Genomic DNA, 16,429 nt, shown 5'->3' with positions numbered 1-16,429 from the left:
GACAACCGGGGAAACGGCAGGACAATGCCTAGACGCATCATCGACATCTCCTCCACGCTGAAGGCCGGCATCGCGTCCGACCCGCCGCACATGCTGCCGAAGATCGACTACCGCGATCACCACGCGACCGCGCCATCGATGGCCGCGCTGATGGGCGTCCCTGTCGAGGCGCTGCCGGAGGGCGAGTACGCGGCGGTGGAACAGGTGGCGATCTCCACCCACAACGGCACGCATCTCGACGCGCCCTACCACTACTTCTCCCGCATGGACGAGGCGCTGGTGCCTGGCGGAAGGCCCTCCATGCGGATCGACGAGGTGCCGCTGGACTGGTGCTTCCAGCCCGGCGTGAAGCTGGATTTCCGGCATTTCGAGGATGGCTACGTCGCGACGCCGGACGACATTCGGCGGGAGCTGGACCGCATCGGCCACGTGCTGAAGCCGCTCGAGATCGTCGTCGTGAACACCGCCGCCGGGGCGCGCTACGGCGAGGCGGATTTCATCGACACCGGCTGCGGCATCGGCAAGGCGGCGACGCTGTGGATGCTGGAACAAGGCGTGCGCGTGGTGGGCACGGATGCCTGGTCCTGGGACGCGCCCTTCAGCCACACGGCACGTCGCGTGCGGGAAACCGGCGACGCCTCGCTGATCTGGGAAGGCCATCGTGCCGGCCGCGAGATCGGCTACTGCCACATGGAAAAGCTCGGCAACCTGGATGCGCTGCCGCCGCACGGCTTCAGCGTGATCTGCTTCCCCATCAAGATCGAGCGCGCCTCCGCCGGCTGGACGCGTGCCGTGGCCATCATCGAGGAGTGAGCGAGATGCGGCGTGTTGTCCTGGCGGCGCTGCTGGCGCTGACTCCCCTTGCTCCGGCGGCGGCGCAAAGCTTTCCCGAGCGTCCGATCACCATGATCATGCCCTACTCGCCCGGCGCCGCGGATGTGCTGATGCGCGCGATGAGCGAGCATCTCCAGCGCACGCTGCGCCAGCCGCTGGTGCTGACCACGCGCGACGGTGCCTCCGGCGTCGTCGGCATGCGGGTCGTCGCCGCGGCGGCGGCGGATGGCTACACGCTGGGCCACACGCCGATGACGGCCATCGTGGTGCAGCCGCATCTGCTGCGGAACCCCGGCATCGGGCCGGAGAATTTCGAAGGCGTGTGCGGCACGAACGAGAACGTCATCACCGTCGCCGTGCGCGCCGAAAGCCCGATCCAGGACCTGACCGGCCTGGTCGAGGAGGCCCGCCGGCGGCCGCTGAGCTTCGGCAGCCCGGGACCCAATTCCCTGCCGCAGCTCGCGGTCTGGCGCGTGCAGCGTGCCACCGGCGTGGACATGAACCACATTCCCTACCGGGGCGAGGCGCCGCATGTGAACGATACGCTGGCCGGGCGCCTGGACTTCTCCGCCGCCATCGTCAGCTCCGTGGCTGAACTGGTGCAGGCGGGGCGGATGCGCATGCTCGCCGTCTTCTCCGCCAACCGCCATCCGGATTTTCCGGAGGTGCCGACGGCGCGCGAACAGGGCATCGACGCACAGCAATTCTCCCAGGTCGGCATCTATGCCCCGCGCGGCACGCCCGCCGCGATCCTCGACCGGCTGGAAGAAGCCTGCCGTACCGGCCTGGAGGACCCGACGGTGCGCCGCGTGCTGGCGACCAGCCGCAGCCCGGTGAGCTTTGTGCCCCGGGCCGAGTTGACGCAGATGATTCACGCGGAATACGCAAATTACGGCCGCATCCTGCGCGAACTCGGGGTGCAGCCGCAGTAGCGGCATGAACACGGCGCCGGACGGCCTGCCGCCCCGCCCGGTGCTGCTGGCCGTCTGCACCCTGCCGCCCTGGCCGGTGCGCAACGGCTATGCGCTGCGCGTGGATGGGCTGCTTCGGCACCTGGCGACGCGCTGGTCGATCCTGCTGCTGGCGCCAACCGGCACGGCGGCAGCGCCGCCCGGAATCGTGGAGCACGTGCCGCTGGCCTTGCAGGGACCCGGCGTGACCTACCCCTGGCGCTTCGACCCGGGCGTGCTGCGCGCCTCGGTGGAGCGCCTCGTGCAGGACCGCCGGCCGGTCCGCGCGCTGGCCTGGCCGGGGGCGGAGGAAGCCTGGCGCGGCCTGCCGCCCGCCGTGCTGGACATGATCGACTGCAACCCGCTGGAGTTCTGGCATGGCGCACTGGCCGGCGGCCCGCGGGAGCGCTGGCGCAACCTGAGCCAGCTTCCGGTCGCCACCCTGTCCGCCCGCCGCGCCGTTCGCTGCTTCGCCGCCACCACCTGCGTCGGCGAACGCGATGCCGCCTGGCTGTCGCGCATCGGCGGGCGCGGTCGCGTGCATGTCGTGCCGAACGGGGTGGAGGTGCCGGACGCGGCGCTGGTACCGGCGGAGGCCGTGCAGCCGACGCTCGGCTTCATCGGCTCGCTGGATTTCGCGCCGAACATCGACGCGGTGCTGCATGCCGCGAGGGCGATCTGGCCGCGCATCCGACGTGCAATTCCGGACGCCCGCTTCGTCGTCGCCGGCCGCAACCCGGTGGCCGAGGTGGCGGCGCTGCACGGCCGGGACGGGATCGAGGTGGCGGCGGATGTGGCGGAGATGGTGCCGGTGCTGGGACGGTGCTGGGTGACGCTCGCGCCGATGCGCAGCGGGGCCGGGATCAAGAACAAGGTGCTGGAATCCTGGGCCTGCGCGCGGCCGGTTGTGATGACGCCGCTGGCCACGAATGGGCTGGTCCTGCCGGCAGGCCACCAGACGCTGGTCGCCAGTGCCCCGGCCGCGCTGGCGGACGCCGTCATCGGCCTGTTCCGGGACGCACCGATGCGCCGTGGCCTGGGCCTCGCGGCACGCGCGCAGGTGCTGCGCCATGGCAGTTGGGCGGCGGCGGCGGACCGCGTGGACCAACTACTGCGGGACGCCGGGGCCGGCCCCTGAGGGGACCCGCCGCCGCAGGGCGGTGTTGGGCGCCAGCATGAGGAGGCCCCGCATGCGATCCCGGCCCGCCGCCTCGCGGTCCAGCATCAGCGCCACGTCGTGGATAGTGCGGAACAGCAGGCGCCGGACGAAGCGCCGGAGCCACCGGTGGACCGTCTGCCAAGGACCGAAGTGCACCGGCAGCATCCGCCAGCCTCCCGCGCTGCGCGCCATGTAGCGGATCGCGTTCCGCACCTCGCACAGATCGACCGAGGGTTCGCGCCCCCGCCGCGAGCGTTTCGGTAGCAGCGGCTCGGTCCGCGCCCATTCCTCGTCGGTCAGGTCGGAGGGGTAGCGCTTCGTCTTACGGCCAAGTTCGGCCATCCGGCCTCGGGTGTATCGGGTCCATATCCCGAGCTTGGATCACCCCCACCCGCGTCGGGACAAGCCATTCCCAAACGGGCACTCATCTCTAGAGATCAGCCTGCGCACAGTTCGCTGGTCGGAGCGCTAGCCTCTCTCAACGAGTGCGGGAGTACTTCCTGCCAATGTTCCCGCGTGCTTCAGGCAGGCGTGAGGTCCTACTGTTACAGAGGGAGCAAGAATAGTCGGAGCCCGAGCTTCGGCCATCATCGGGAGACAGCCGCCATGGCATACACCGATTGGAGCATCCAAGGTCCCGAATATGCCAATTGCAACTGCGCATGGGGCTGCCCTTGCCAGTTCAACGCTCTGCCCACCGACGGCACCTGCCGCGCCGTCGCGGGGATGCGCATCGACAGAGGGCACTTCGGCAGCACGCGCCTCGACGGGCTTTGTTGGGTTGGCACCTATAGCTGGCCCGGCCCGATCCACCTCGGCGACGGCACGCAGCAGTTCTTCATCGATGAGCGCGCGGACGCCGACCAGCGCAAGGCCCTGGTCGAGATACTGCATGGCCGTGAGACCGAACCGGGCGCCACCGTCTTCCAGGTGTTCTCGACCACGATGAGCAAGGTGCTCGACCCGGTGTTCACGCGGGTGAAGGTTGAGGTGGAGCCGAATGAGTGCCGGGGCCGCATCATCGTACCGGGCGTGATCGATTCGACCGGCACCCCAATCAAGAGCCCGTTCAGCGGACAGGATCACCGGGTCCGCGTGTCGCTTCGCAGTGGCTTCGAATACACGGAGGCCGAGTACGGCAGTGGCTCGACCAAGGCCACCGGCGATGTGAAGCTCGACTTCACGGACAGCTACGGCCAGTTCGCCTACATCCATCTGACGCAGAGCGGCATTCCCCGGCACCCGTGATGGCGCGGGCGTTGGAGTTCGTCCTCACCCGCGAGCGGATCCTGGTTCTCGCTGCGGTCGCGGGCGTGACGGCCCTGGCCTGGACCTATCTTGTCCTGATGGCGGGCAGCCAGCACGGCGTTATGGCAGGCATGGAGTCCTCACCATGGACCCCCATGCACTTCGTCATGATGCTCGGCATGTGGGCGGTGATGATGGTCGGCATGATGCTGCCTGCCGCTGCGCCCATGATCCTGTTCTTTGCCATGTTCGCCCGGAGGAGCCGGGAGCAGGGGCACAATGTCGCGCCGGTGAGCGCCTTCCTGCTCGGCTACATCGTAGTCTGGTCCGGCTTCGCCCTGGTGGCCACGACCTTGCAGTGGGCGCTGGACCGAGCGGCGCTCCTCAGCCCAGACACGGCAACCACCAGCCCCATCCTCGGCGGCATGATCCTCATCACTGCCGGGTTGTACCAATGGACGCCGCTGAAGGATGCCTGCCTGGGCGTTTGTCGATCCCCCGCCGAGTTCGTCCTGAAGCGTTGGCGAGCCGGGTCTGTCGGCGCCTTCCGGATGGGGGTGGAACATGGGGCCTTCTGCGTCGGATGCTGCTGGGCGCTGATGGCGCTGCTGTTCGTCGGCGGCGTGATGAACCTGCTTTGGGTTTTCGGCCTGTCGCTTGTCGTCCTGGTAGAAAAGCTCATGCCGAAGGGCAGATGGATCGCCAAATCCCTCGGCGCCGGACTCACCATCGGCGGTATCTGGATGCTGATGGACGGAATTTAGAAGGTGCAGCAAACTTGACCTAAGCCTGCGCAGCTACTGCCGCCGGTACCGCGCTACCAAGGACTGAAGGCGAACGCCGCGACCACCGGCGCTGCTCCATCGCAGTGCCGCAAAACAATCTCCAAGTGCCGCGTCCACTCGATTGGGCAAGCAACCGGCCCTGGCCCTGACAAATCAGTCTACCAGCCTGTCGCCGTCTCCCTCCCAAAGTTGATGAAGCGCGGCCACAGGCAGCGACACCTTATGTGGACCCCTCATCGGACTGGCAAAGCAGTGTGGCTCCGGTACCGGACGCAACGTAAGCGCGGCGTAGAGGCCTGTCTTCCGCTGCGGGCGGTGGATGTGCTGGTTCGGCCTGGGGCTGGGAGCTTCGGGCCGACATTGGTCAGCGATGAGGGGCGGAGCCACCGACGGAAGCGACTGGAACTGAAACCCCATGCTGGTGCGGGCGGCGGCCGGGACAGCCTGAGCCAGCCGGCGTGCCTCCAAGGCGGCGGTCTCCGAGTACAAGCTCCGAAGTATAGGGCGCCCAGAACCCAGCCATGTATGCGCTGACATCATGATGATCATGCTGTGAGGAAGTAAAAGAACCTCCCTATCAACGAAATCGTGACTATGAGGCTTGCGCGCGTCCCCAACCACTGGATAAGTGACGCGCATGACAAATCTAACAGTTGGTGCGGGACAGCAGTTCTCGACACTGAAAGCCGCTATTGCCGCTTCGACCGACGGTGATGTGCTCCTCGTTCAGCCAGGGACTTACCTGAACGATTTCGCAACCATCAATACCGCCATCACCCTCAAGGGTGTTGGCGGGATGGTGCACATGAAGGCGGAGGTTTCGCCGTCCGATGGCAAAGCCATCTTCACCGTCAATGACAATGTGACGATCGAGAACTTCGAGTTTTCGGGCGCGGCGGTCCCGGACCGGAACGGCGCGGGTATTCGCCACCAGGGCGGCGACCTGACTGTCCTCAACAGCTACTTCCACGACAATCAGATGGGGATCTTGACCAACAACGGCGCCGACTTGACGGTGACGATCCGCAACAGCGAGTTCGCTAACAACGGCATTGGCAATGGCCAGACGCACAGCCTCTACGCCAACCGCATTGGGCGGCTTGAGATCGATAACAGCTACTTCCACGACCTCGCCATCGGCCATCACATCAAGAGCCGTGCCGCCGAGACCATCGTCACCAACTCGGTGATTGCCGACTATGACAGCAGTTCCAGCTACAGCATTGATCTGCCAAATGGCGGCAAGGCCACGATCAATGGCAACTTTATCCAGAACGGGCCTAACTCCGACAATTTCGCGATGGTCTCCTTCGGTGTGGAGGGCAACCTGCATGCGGTTTCCAGTCTCACCATGCAGGACAACACCGTGGTCAACGACGTGCGGTGGGGCGCCATGCTGTGGAACACCACCGGCATCGCGGCTGACATCAGCGACACGTCCGTCTGGGGGATGACCGAAGATCAGTTGGTCAATGGGCTGGCACAGGCCAGCGCTACCGACTTCCTGACCGCGCGCCCGACCGTGGACGGCAGCAGCCCGTGGCAGTGGATCGTCGAATCCGTCACGCCTCCCGCGCCGCGCGAAGAGCCTAATGAGGTGATTGCCGAACCCGCGCCCGAGGTGGTGGACATCGAGGACGAGACTGCGGTCGAGGACCCTGGCGAAGTGACCGCCGAGCCCGTCCCTGTCGTGGTTGACATCGTGGATGAGGCGCCTGTCAGGGACTCTGATGAGGTGACCGCCGAGCCCGTTCCTGTCGTGGTTGACACTACGGACGAGACACCGGTCAGGAACACCGATGGAGTCAGTGCCGATCCCATCCCTGAGGTTGTGGACATTGAGGACGGGACTGCGGTCGAGCGGCCTGACGAGGTGATTGCGGTGCCCGTTCCCAATGAGGTTGAGGAGGCTGGACCAATAGCCGAGCCCCAGCCGATCGTACCGAACAGCAGCCATTGGGAGTGGGTGCAGAGCCACAGCAGCGGCAACCACGGTGGTTGGTGGAACGGGATGGGCAACGGGCGGCCCCACAACTTCATCCGTACGTCGGAGACCGACACCGCGATCGCGACCTCGACCAGCGACGACTGGTTTCTTTAAAAGCTCAATCTCAAGTGAGGGTGGCCGGGCAGATCGAGCGGATCGCTGGTCCTGCGGGTGACCCGGAGAAGCAGAAGGTTGGACTGGACAGCGAAGCATGAGCAGGCGGTAGACCGGCACAGGCTTGTCTACCGACGCTCGTGATCCTGGTGCTCGGCCTACCCGCCGATTGCGGGCAATGCGGACCAAGGATGGCGGGGCCTCCGTAGCGTGGCTGGCACGAGGATCAGGTTTCTGCCGATCCAGATACCCAACCAGCGGCACGACAGTGAGCCCCAGGTGACGATGGGATCCGCAACGCGCCACGACCCAGTTTCGACGATTCTGGCGTCGCCCACCCCAGCGATACAAATTGGTGTCGGACCTCACGCCCGTTCATCTTCTGTTGACGCAGCGCTATGTGGAATAACGGAAGCTGAACCTTGAATACGCGAGGACGCCTTTACTGCCATCGTGAATATTGGCATTGACCATGTACTCACAGCAGGAGCAGCATCTTCCCAGCCAAGTCGGGTCAGGAGGATCAAGCAATGCATATCATCTTGCGTCGCTTTCCTGGGGCAGCCCCTCTGGCTGATGAGGGAATAGAAAAAGTTAAGGCGACGCTCCTCCCCATGTTGCAGTCGCACAAGGGTTGGCGAGGCTATGTGGCCTTTCCCACTGAACAGGGGGACATCCTCACCTGCACGATGTACCGAGATCTCGCGTCTGCTCAGGAGTTAGCGGAGCGGGCCGTCGCCTGGGTGAAGGAGAACATGAGCAAGTTGCCTGCCCCGGAGGTCTTCACTGGCACCGTGGGGGCGCACATGGCCTTGGATGGTGCGACGCAGAACCTCTACTGCGTGGTCAGGAAGGCGGACAACGCCCCGTCGTCGAGTTCGCAACCCCTTGGGGAGAACATGCTGAACTCGGCCAGGGGCATGCCGGGGCTCGCAGGGGCCTACATCGCACGATCCATCGATGATCCCACAAAGGCGGCCTCGATCTGGTTCTGCGACAGCCGAGAGCACGCCATGGCCGTGCATGAAAGCACGGTACGCTACATGAAGGAGCACAGTCCGGGTGTGACGACGCGGCTCATAGCGTCCGGCGAGACGGTCATGCTCGCCATGCCGTAGGAGGCTAACGCACGCCGCGCCGACAGGACGGAAGCTTGAGATGGAAATCCAACCACACAACCAGAAGTCCGCCGCCGTTTAGGGTTCAGGCGGGTCAGACTACGATCGCATCAGCGAGGCCATCGCCGACAGCATCCAGCACCTACTGAACCGCCTCGACGTGCGGCCCGGCGAGAAAGCCCTCGATCTCGCCACCGGTAAGGCGTGGACGGTGCGACAATTGGTGCGCCAAGGTCAGGGCTGACCCGCCCCTTCCAGGAAGGCCAAGTCCCTCATCAGCGATGGATCCCAGGCAGGGGAGAAGGTCATCACTGTTGAAGATGCTTTCCTTGATCCGGCCAAGATCAAGGACGATCCCCGCATCGCGGGCGGCCAAGTAGCCATCGAGGGCCTCGGTCCAAAACCGATCATCCGACCAGCACCGCTCATCACCGTTCAACATTAAGGTCACAGATGATCGTGGATGGTTCGCGCGCCATTCACACGGAACGGTCGAAGAGCGTGGAGGTCCGTCCGGGGACACTTCGGCCGAGATCGGTGCTGGTTCAGGGGCGTGCGCGCCAACTGTCCGGGACCGTGCTGTTTGACCCTCGGTGGACCATCACGGCGCCATGGACCGTCAGGAATGGATTGGCGGGCCGTAACTCGTTGAGATGATGGAGCGGGCGGGGGGAATCGAACCCCCGACATTCAGCTTGGGAAGCTGACGTTCTACCTCTGAACTACGCCCGCGCGGCTGTCTCTATATCCGCCCCCACCCCACCCCTGCAAGGGAGCCCGCATGCACGCGATCCTCGATGCAATCCTTGACCGGCGCCCGCCCCGCCCGTAAGCCTTGGCCCAGGCGCAGCCGCGCCCCTCGCGATTTGTCCGGCCTGATTGCGGCGAGGTCCCGGTGTGCCGGGTGGTGGGTGCGGAAGCCCGCTGAAAACAAACGCGCTAAAGGGTCGCGGCGTGCGCCATGCGTGCCCGTATCCCCCTCGGGGGGCCGGACGTCCTGTTCGTTGCAGCCCACTGCAACATGAGGTGTCCCGATGGCCAAGACCCTGCCCGACCGCCCGCTTCGCCCCGCCACGCTGCTGGTCCGCGGCGGGCAGATGCGCTCCAACCACGACGAGACGTCGGAGGCGCTCTACCTCACCTCCGGCTTCGTCTACGACAGCGCCGGCCAGGCGGAGGACACCTTCCTCGGCACAACGCAGCACTACCAGTATTCGCGCTTCGGCAACCCGACCATGACGGCGCTGGAGGACCGCCTGCGCGCGCTGGAAGGGGCGGAGGCCTGTCGCCTGACCGCCACGGGGATGGCCGCGGTGCATGCCGCCATGCTTTCGCATCTGAAGGCCGGGGACCGCGTCGTCGCCTCCCGCGCCCTGTTCGGGTCCTGCCACTGGATCGTCTCGACCCTGCTGCCGCGCTACGGCATCACCTCCGTCTTCGTCGATGGCGGCGACCTGGCGCAATGGAAGACGGCGCTGTCGGAGCCCACCGCGCTGGTGCTGCTGGAAACGCCGTCCAATCCCATGCTGGACCTGGTCGACATGGCCGCGGTCTGCGACCTGGCGCATGAAGCCGGTGCGCTGGTGGTGGTGGACAATGTCTTCGCCACGCCGCTGCTGCAGAAACCGCTCGAATTCGGCGCCGACGTCGTCGTGTATTCGCTGACCAAGCACATGGACGGGCAGGGGCGGGTGCTCGGCGGCGCCGTGCTCGGCCGCAAGAAGTGGGTGGACGAGGTGCTGCAGCCCTTCATCCGCAACACCGGCCCCTCGATCAGCCCGTTCAACGCCTGGGTCATCCTGAAGGGTCTCGAGACCCTGCACCTGCGCCTGCCCGCCATGTGCCACGGCGCCGCCGCCATTGCCGATTTCCTGGCCGAGCGCGTGGAGGTGGCGCGCGTGCTGTACCCGTTCCGCGCCGACCATCCGCAGCAGGCGCTGGCCAAGGCGCAGATGGCGGCCGGAGGCAGCCTGGTGACCTTCGACGTGAAGGGCGGCAAGGAGGCGGCGTTCCGCTTCCTCGATGCGCTGAAGCTGATCGATGTCTCCAACAACCTGGGCGATTCGAAGTCGCTGGTGACCCACCCCGCCACCACCACCCACATGCGCGTGGGCGCGGAGGAACGCGCGAAGCTCGGCATCACCGATGGCACCATTCGCCTGTCCGTGGGGCTGGAGGACATCGCGGACCTCATCGCCGACCTGTCGGAAGCGCTGGATGCCATCGCCCCGGCGCCGGCGCCGACGAAGCGCGCCAAGGTGGTGATCGAGGACCCGGCGCCCGCCGCCGAGGCGCCGCCTCCGGCCCGCAAGGCGAGGGCAAAGCCTGCTGCGGCGCCCGATGCGACGCTGTTCGAGCTGGCGGGCGACCTGCCCGAAGCACCGCGCCGCAAGGGCTGATCCGGATGGATCTCACTGTGTGGCTGGCCTTCTGCGCCGCCGCCGCCGTCATGCTGCTGATCCCGGGGCCGACCATCCTGCTGGTGATCGGCCAGAGCCTCGGCGGCGGCGCGCGCAACGCGCTGCCGCTGGTCGCCGGCGTGGCGCTGGGCGACCTGACGGCGATGACGCTGTCGCTGGCCGGGCTGGGCGCGATCCTCGCCACCTCCGCCACGCTGTTCACCGCGCTGAAATGGGTGGGCGCGGCCTATCTTGTCTGGCTCGGCGTGAAGATGTGGCGCGCACCGGTCGAGGCCGGCGCCATGCCGCCGCTGGCCGCCGGGCGGGCGCTGCGGCAGGCCTGGCTGGTCACCGCGCTGAACCCAAAGGGCATCGTGTTCTTCGTGGCCTTCGTGCCGCAGTTCATCGACCCGGCGCGCCCCTTCCTGGTGCAGGCGCTGGTGCTGGTGGCGACCTTCGTGACGCTCGGCGCGGCCAATGCGGCGCTGTATGCCGCGCTGGCCTCCCGCCTGTCCGGCGCGGTGCGGCGGCCTTCCCTGCGCCGCGCGCTGAACCGCACCGGCGGCGCGGTGCTGATGGGGGCCGGCCTCGCCGTCGCGTTGCGGCGTGGCTGAGGCTGGACACCGCCGGGGCGCCGCTTCAAGACTCTGGCGATGAGGACATCCCGCCATGGCCGATGACTACTCCGAGACCACCCGCGGCATCCGCGTGACGGTGCGCAGCTTCTACCTGGACGACCAGTCGGAGCCCGAGCAGGGCCGCTTCGTCTGGGCCTACCGCATCGCCATCCGCAACGAGGGAACGGAGACAGTGCAGCTTCTCAAGCGGTCCTGGTGCATCACCGATGCGCGCGGCCGCAGCCAGCGCGTGCACGGAGAAGGCGTGGTAGGCGAACAGCCGGTGCTCGGGCCGGGCCAGCAGTTCGAATACACATCGGGCACCCCGCTGCCGACACCCTCCGGCTTCATGGAAGGCACCTACCACATGGTGGTTCCCGGCACCGGGGAAGCCTTCGACGTCGCGGTACCCGCCTTCAGCCTGGACAGCCCGCACCAGCCCGCGACCCGGCTGAACTAGCCGCGTGGAGACGCCGGAAGGTCTGCTGGCGCGCCTCGCCGCGCTGGGCATCGAGCAGCGCACGGTGAAGCACCCCCCGGTCTTCACCGTGGCGGAAAGCCAGGCGCTGCGGCCAGATTTGCCGGGTGGCCATGTGAAGAACCTGTTCCTGAGGCCCGAACGGGCGCCGGGCCCCTTCCTGCTCGCGGTGATCGAGGAGGATCGCGCCGTGAAGGTCAACGCGCTGGTCCGCAGCCTGGGCGCGCCGCGCAGCGTCTTCGCCGATGCGGATTCGCTGCGCACGCAACTCGGCGTGGAGCCCGGTTCCGTCACCCCCTTCGGAATGGTCAATGCGGCGCCGGGCGCGGTGCGCGCGGTGTTCGACCGTCACCTCATGGAAGGGTTCGAGTGGATCAACGTCCACCCGCTGACCAATACCATGACCACCGCCATCCGCCCGGCCGACCTGCTGCGGCTGCTGCGCGACCTCGGCCATGTGCCGGAACTGGTCGACCTGTCCAAACCTGTGTGATTAAGCCGCCACCGCTTGCTTCAGGCTGCGGGTCGCGCATCTATGCGCGCAAGCGAGAGGAATGCCTGCCATGGACCTGATCTTCGACCCGACGCGCCAAGCCGCCCCCGGCGGCGCCGCGATGCCCGCCGGGACCCCCGACCCGGTGAAGGACGGCGACCAGCGCACCTTCATGGCCGATGTGGTGGAGGCCAGCCGCGAAACGCCCGTGCTGGTCGATTTCTGGGCCACCTGGTGCGGCCCCTGCAAGACGCTGACCCCGACGCTGGAGAAGGTGGTGCGCGCCGCCGGGGGCCGCGTGAAGCTGGTGAAGATCGACATCGACAAGAACCGCCAGCTGGTCCAGCAGCTGTCGCAGATGGGCCTGCCGCTGCAATCCGTGCCGACCGTTGTCGGCTTCGTGCAGGGCCAGATCGCCGATCTGTTCCAGGGCGCGTTGCCGGAAGGGGAGGTGAAGAAGTTCATCGAGACCTTGCTCAAGGCCGCCGGCGGACAGTTGCCCACCGCCGACCTTCTCGCCGAAGCCAAGGCCGCGGTGGAGGCCGGTGACCACGCCGGCGCGATCGAGCTGTTCGCCGGCCTGGTGCAGGCCGAGCCCGAGAACCCAGAGGCGATGGCTGGCCTGATCCGCTGCCTGGTCGCACTCGGTGAGGAGGACCAGGCGCTGGAGGCGCTGGAGCAGGTGCCCGCCAAGATCCGCGACCACGCCGAAATCGCCTCCGTCCGCGCGCAGCTCCAGCTCGCGATCGAGGGCCGCGCGGCGCGGGAGAAGCTGGGCGAGTTCGAGCGCCGGCTGGAGGCCGACCCGGACGACCACGCGGCGCGCATCGACCTCGCCATCGCCCGGAATGCAATGGACGATCGTACCGGTGCCGTCGATGCGCTGATGGTCGCCATCAAGCGCGATCGCGCCTGGAACGAGGAAGCTGCGCGCAAGCAATTGCTCAAGTTCTTCGAGGCCTGGGGATTCGACGACCCCGCCACCCTTGCGGGACGCCGGAAGCTATCCACCCTTCTGTTCAGGTAATTGAACCCGGCCGGAGGCGCGAGCCGCGCGGGAGACAGAAGCCACCTTCGCGACATCCGCGGCCCGGTGGCTGAAACGGAGCCCATGCCCGCCTTCCACACTGCCTTCGACGCGCTGCCGTCGGAGATTCCGATCTTCCCGCTGTCGGGCGCGCTGCTGCTGCCCGGCGGCCGCCTGCCGCTGAACATCTTCGAACCACGTTATCTGGCGATGACGGAGGACAGCCTGGCGGCCGGCCGGCTGCTCGGCATGGTACAGCCGGACCCCGCCCTGCCGCGGACCGAGGTTGGCAGCCAGGTCTACAAGGTCGGCTGCCTCGGCCGCCTGACCTCCTTCGCCGAGACCGAGGATGGCCGCTTCCTCATCACGCTCACCGGCGTGATCCGCTATCGCATCACGGCGGAAGCGCCGATGCGGCGCGGCTACCGGCGGGCGCTGGTGGAATACGGCGATTTCGGCCCGGACCTGATGGAGGCACCCGAGCCGGAGATCGACCGCGCCGCCCTGCTCGACGCGCTGCGGCCCTACTTCAAGGCGCACGGCATCGAGGCGAACTGGGAGGCGGTGCAGGGCACCGGCGACGCCATGCTGGTCACCACGCTATGCATGCTGTGCCCATTCGAGGTGCGCGAGAAGCAGGCGCTGCTGGAGGCGCCGACGCAGGAGGATCGGGCGGCCATGCTGGTCGCGCTGATGCAGATGGGCAGCCATGGCATGGCGCATGAAGGCCGGCCGAGCTAGTATTTTCGCCGACCTGCGGGGACTGCAATCATGACGGCGACGGATAAGGCCGGCGAAACATTGGCGGGGGCGGTCGACCCGCGCCTGCTGGAAATCCTGGTGTGCCCGGTGACGAAGGGCCCGCTGCGCTACGACCGCGAGGCGGGCGAGCTGGTCAGCGAGAAGGCCGGCCTCGCCTATCCCGTCCGCGACGGCATCCCCATCATGCTGCCCGACGAAGCCCGCAAGCTGCCCGCCTGACGAGGTCCGGGTGAGGGGGCCACGCGCCAACCATGCCCAAGCTTACGGAAATCCGCCTGACCCGCGCCGACCAGACCCTGCACCTGGCCTGGGATGATGGCGTGCGCTTCGCCCTGCCCGCGGAATACCTGCGCGTCGAAAGCCCCTCCGCCGAGGTGCAGGGCCACGGCCCGGGCCAGCGCGTGACGGTGCCGGGCCGCCGCCACGTCGGCATCATGCGGATCGAGCCGGTGGGGCATTACGGCGTGCGCCTGGTGTTCGACGACCTGCACGACACCGGCATCTATGGCTGGGATTTCCTGCGCCAACTCGGCGAGGAACACGCGCAGCGCTGGGCCGCCTATGAGGCCGCGCTGGCCGCGAAGGGTCTGAGCCGCGACCCGCCGCGGCGATAGCGCCTCACCAAAGCCCCGCGATGCGCGCCACCCCCGCGCCGACCAGCGCCAGCAGCGCCGCATCCACCACGCCGAAGCGCAGCCAGAAGTCCGGCACGCGCCGCAGGCGGGGCGCGGTGCGGATCAGCAGCAGCAGCGCCAGCCCGAACCAGCCGAGCACCGCCATCACGGTACCCGCCGCCGCCGCCTCCCGCGGCACCGGCGGCAGCAGCGCGCCGGCGAACAGCAGGAACAGCAGCGGCACCGCCAGGAAGGCCAGGTACAGCCCGATGGCGCGCAGCGTGCCGCCGGCGAAGGCGCGGGTGATGCGCGGGTCGCTCGCCGCCTGGATGGCGGCGGCGGCGCCGATCGAGATCACCAGGAGGGCCAGCGCGAAGCCCATGTGGCCGCCTCAGCCCCGCGGCGCCGACAGGTCCATCAGCGCCTGCCCGCCGAGCAGGCCGGACACGCCTGAGCCCATCCCCATCGCGCGCTCCGCGAAGGCGCGCTTCAGCCGCGGCATCCGGTCCACCGTGGCGATGCCGAGCCGCCGTGCCAGCCGCACTGGGCCGAAATCATTGCCGAACAGCTTCTCCAGCACATGCGTCGCGCCGAGCATGATGGCGGCATCCGGCCGCGCCCGGCGTTCGTAGCGTCGCAGGGTCGCCATGCCGCCCGGATCTTCGCTGGCCGCCACGGCTTCGATCACTGCCTCCGCCAGCGCGGCGACGTCCCGAAAACCGAGGTTCAGGCCCTGGCCGGCGATGGGGTGGATGCCGTGTGCGGCGTCGCCGATGATCGCCAGCCGCGTATCCGTCTGCCGCTGCGCCCACAGCGCCGACAGCGGGTAGGACCAGCGCCGCCCGATCGGCGTGATGCGGCCGAGATGGTCGCCCATGCGGCGCGTCAATTCCCGCGCGAAGCCGGCCTCGTCCATCGCCAGGAAACGTGCGGCCAGGTCGCGGCGGTCGGACCAGACGAAGGCGCTGGCATGCGGGTGCTCCGGCGTGCCGGCCAGCGGCAACTGCGCGAAGGGGCCATTGGGCAGGAACATCTCCAGCGCCGTGCCGTTGTGCGGCCGCTCATGCGCGAAGGCGCCGACCATGCCGGTCTGGCCGTAGTCGTGCTTCGTCACGGCGATGCCGGCCTGGCGGCGCAGCGCGCTGTCGCGGCCCTCGGCGGCGACCACCAGCCGGGCGGCGATGGTGGTGCCGTCCGTGAGGCGAATGGTGGCGCCCTCCGGCGTGCGGCTGACGCTGGCCTCCGCGGGGGCGAAGACGCGCAGGTTGGGCAGGTGCGGCAGGCGGGCGTTGAGCGCCACGCGCAGCGCGCGGGCCTCCACCATCCAGCCGAAGGGGTCCGGGCCGACCTCCGCGCTGTCGAAATCCAGCTTGAGCGCGGAGGGGTCGTGGCCGGGCCGGCCATCCGCCACGCGGATTCGGTGGATCGGCTGCGGCTGGCTCGGCAGCCGGTCCCAGATGCCGGAGGCCGCCAGCAGGCGCTGGCTGGTCAGCGCGATGGCATAGGCGCGGCCATCGAAATCGGGCAGCTCCATCGGCGGCAGCGGCGCGCGATCCAGCGCCACGGTCGGAATACCGGCGGCGGCCAGCGTGGCGGCCAGGGTGGCACCGACGGGGCCGGCGCCGATGATGCAGGCGGTGGTTTCGATGTGGCTCATGCCGGGAAAGTCGCCCTGGCGCCCTGATTCGGCAAGGGCGAGGCAATTGCCTGTTTTTCAGGCAGCCATGGTGCGGTGCAGCAGCGCCGGTCGATTGCATGCAGGTTGATTGTGAGGGAATGCAAGGCTGTTCCCGAGTGGCACGTTCCTTGGATTGAACATCGCGCTGCGAGTTGGGAAGGGGATC

Annotated in this window: 18 protein-coding genes, 1 tRNA gene and 1 pseudogene; 15 read left to right on the top strand and 5 right to left on the bottom strand. The window is 67.9% G+C overall.

What is annotated here, in order from left to right; all coding sequences use genetic code 11:
• Positions 1-24 precede the first annotated feature (24 nt).
• From ACLF3G_RS22530 to ACLF3G_RS22520, 3 genes are read left to right on the top strand one after another with little or no spacing between them, the layout of a single operon-like run.
• Positions 25-813, top strand: a complete 789-nt coding sequence (locus ACLF3G_RS22530; protein WP_430671661.1) for a cyclase family protein — start codon at positions 25-27, stop codon at positions 811-813.
• Positions 814-818: 5 nt separating this feature from the next.
• Positions 819-1,766 carry a tripartite tricarboxylate transporter substrate binding protein gene (locus tag ACLF3G_RS22525; RefSeq protein WP_430671660.1) on the top strand — a complete coding sequence of 316 codons (948 nt, stop codon included), beginning with the start codon at positions 819-821 and terminating at the stop codon, positions 1,764-1,766.
• A 4-nt stretch (positions 1,767-1,770) separates the two neighbouring features.
• Entirely contained in the window at positions 1,771-2,922 is a 1,152-nt protein-coding gene (locus ACLF3G_RS22520) for a glycosyltransferase family 4 protein (protein WP_430671659.1), read from the top strand.
• 60 nt (positions 2,923-2,982) lie between these two features.
• On the opposite strand, the pseudogene ACLF3G_RS22515 reads toward ACLF3G_RS22520, so the two are convergent.
• Positions 2,983-3,312: pseudogene (locus ACLF3G_RS22515) on the bottom strand (transposase); the annotation flags it as partial.
• 237 nt (positions 3,313-3,549) lie between these two features.
• On the opposite strand from ACLF3G_RS22515, the gene ACLF3G_RS22510 reads away from it, so the two are divergent.
• The 4 genes from ACLF3G_RS22510 (at position 3,550) to ACLF3G_RS22495 (ending at position 8,195) form a co-directional block, all read left to right on the top strand.
• On the top strand, positions 3,550-4,191 hold the full coding sequence (locus ACLF3G_RS22510; protein WP_430671658.1) for a DUF1326 domain-containing protein: 642 nt from the start codon (positions 3,550-3,552) through the stop codon (positions 4,189-4,191).
• Between the two features lie 11 nt (positions 4,192-4,202).
• The gene (locus ACLF3G_RS22505; protein WP_430671657.1) at positions 4,203-4,955 is read left to right on the top strand and encodes a DUF2182 domain-containing protein; all 753 of its coding nucleotides are present in this window, start codon (positions 4,203-4,205) and stop codon (positions 4,953-4,955) included.
• Positions 4,956-5,613: 658 nt separating this feature from the next.
• Positions 5,614-7,077 carry a hypothetical protein gene (locus ACLF3G_RS22500; protein ID WP_430671656.1) on the top strand — a complete coding sequence of 488 codons (1,464 nt, stop codon included), beginning with the start codon at positions 5,614-5,616 and terminating at the stop codon, positions 7,075-7,077.
• 530 nt (positions 7,078-7,607) lie between these two features.
• The gene (locus ACLF3G_RS22495) at positions 7,608-8,195 is read left to right on the top strand and encodes a hypothetical protein (RefSeq protein WP_430671655.1); all 588 of its coding nucleotides are present in this window, start codon (positions 7,608-7,610) and stop codon (positions 8,193-8,195) included.
• 142 nt (positions 8,196-8,337) lie between these two features.
• On the opposite strand, the gene ACLF3G_RS22490 is transcribed toward ACLF3G_RS22495, so the two are convergent.
• Positions 8,338-8,637, bottom strand: a complete 300-nt coding sequence (locus tag ACLF3G_RS22490; RefSeq protein WP_430671654.1) for a hypothetical protein — start codon at positions 8,635-8,637, stop codon at positions 8,338-8,340.
• Between the two features lie 215 nt (positions 8,638-8,852).
• Positions 8,853-8,927, bottom strand: a tRNA-Gly gene (locus tag ACLF3G_RS22485).
• 302 nt (positions 8,928-9,229) lie between these two features.
• Here ACLF3G_RS22485 and metZ point away from each other — a divergent pair.
• The 8 genes from metZ (at position 9,230) to ACLF3G_RS22445 (ending at position 14,585) form a co-directional block, all read left to right on the top strand.
• Complete coding sequence (gene metZ / locus ACLF3G_RS22480) at positions 9,230-10,594, top strand: O-succinylhomoserine sulfhydrylase (protein ID WP_430671653.1); 1,365 nt, start codon at positions 9,230-9,232, stop codon at positions 10,592-10,594.
• A gap of 5 nt (positions 10,595-10,599) precedes the next feature.
• On the top strand, positions 10,600-11,208 hold the full coding sequence (locus ACLF3G_RS22475) for a LysE family translocator (protein WP_430671652.1): 609 nt from the start codon (positions 10,600-10,602) through the stop codon (positions 11,206-11,208).
• A gap of 55 nt (positions 11,209-11,263) precedes the next feature.
• Positions 11,264-11,671 (top strand): Co2+/Mg2+ efflux protein ApaG, encoded by a 408-nt coding sequence (apaG, locus tag ACLF3G_RS22470; protein ID WP_430671651.1) that lies wholly within the window; start codon positions 11,264-11,266, stop codon positions 11,669-11,671.
• Between the two features lie 4 nt (positions 11,672-11,675).
• Positions 11,676-12,182 (top strand): prolyl-tRNA synthetase associated domain-containing protein, encoded by a 507-nt coding sequence (locus ACLF3G_RS22465; RefSeq protein ID WP_430671650.1) that lies wholly within the window; start codon positions 11,676-11,678, stop codon positions 12,180-12,182.
• Between the two features lie 70 nt (positions 12,183-12,252).
• The gene (locus ACLF3G_RS22460; RefSeq protein ID WP_430671649.1) at positions 12,253-13,209 is read left to right on the top strand and encodes a tetratricopeptide repeat protein; all 957 of its coding nucleotides are present in this window, start codon (positions 12,253-12,255) and stop codon (positions 13,207-13,209) included.
• A gap of 84 nt (positions 13,210-13,293) precedes the next feature.
• Positions 13,294-13,950, top strand: a complete 657-nt coding sequence (locus tag ACLF3G_RS22455) for an LON peptidase substrate-binding domain-containing protein (RefSeq protein WP_430671648.1) — start codon at positions 13,294-13,296, stop codon at positions 13,948-13,950.
• A 30-nt stretch (positions 13,951-13,980) separates the two neighbouring features.
• Positions 13,981-14,190, top strand: a complete 210-nt coding sequence (locus tag ACLF3G_RS22450; protein WP_430671647.1) for a Trm112 family protein — start codon at positions 13,981-13,983, stop codon at positions 14,188-14,190.
• A gap of 32 nt (positions 14,191-14,222) precedes the next feature.
• Positions 14,223-14,585, top strand: a complete 363-nt coding sequence (locus ACLF3G_RS22445) for a gamma-butyrobetaine hydroxylase-like domain-containing protein (RefSeq protein ID WP_430671646.1) — start codon at positions 14,223-14,225, stop codon at positions 14,583-14,585.
• A gap of 4 nt (positions 14,586-14,589) precedes the next feature.
• Here ACLF3G_RS22445 and ACLF3G_RS22440 read toward each other — a convergent pair whose 3' ends face one another.
• Together ACLF3G_RS22440 and ACLF3G_RS22435 are read right to left on the bottom strand one after the other, a co-directional pair.
• Positions 14,590-14,967, bottom strand: a complete 378-nt coding sequence (locus tag ACLF3G_RS22440; protein WP_430671645.1) for a hypothetical protein — start codon at positions 14,965-14,967, stop codon at positions 14,590-14,592.
• Between the two features lie 9 nt (positions 14,968-14,976).
• A complete protein-coding gene (locus ACLF3G_RS22435) occupies positions 14,977-16,242 on the bottom strand; it encodes a UbiH/UbiF/VisC/COQ6 family ubiquinone biosynthesis hydroxylase (protein ID WP_430671644.1) in 1,266 nt (421 codons plus the stop codon).
• Positions 16,243-16,429 lie beyond the last annotated feature (187 nt).

The sequence above is a fragment of the Falsiroseomonas sp. HC035 genome (assembly GCF_050563525.1).
Lineage (GTDB): Bacteria > Pseudomonadota > Alphaproteobacteria > Acetobacterales > Acetobacteraceae > Falsiroseomonas.
Note: the sequence above shows the minus strand (reverse complement) of the source record. Positions and strands in the feature narration are given on the sequence as shown.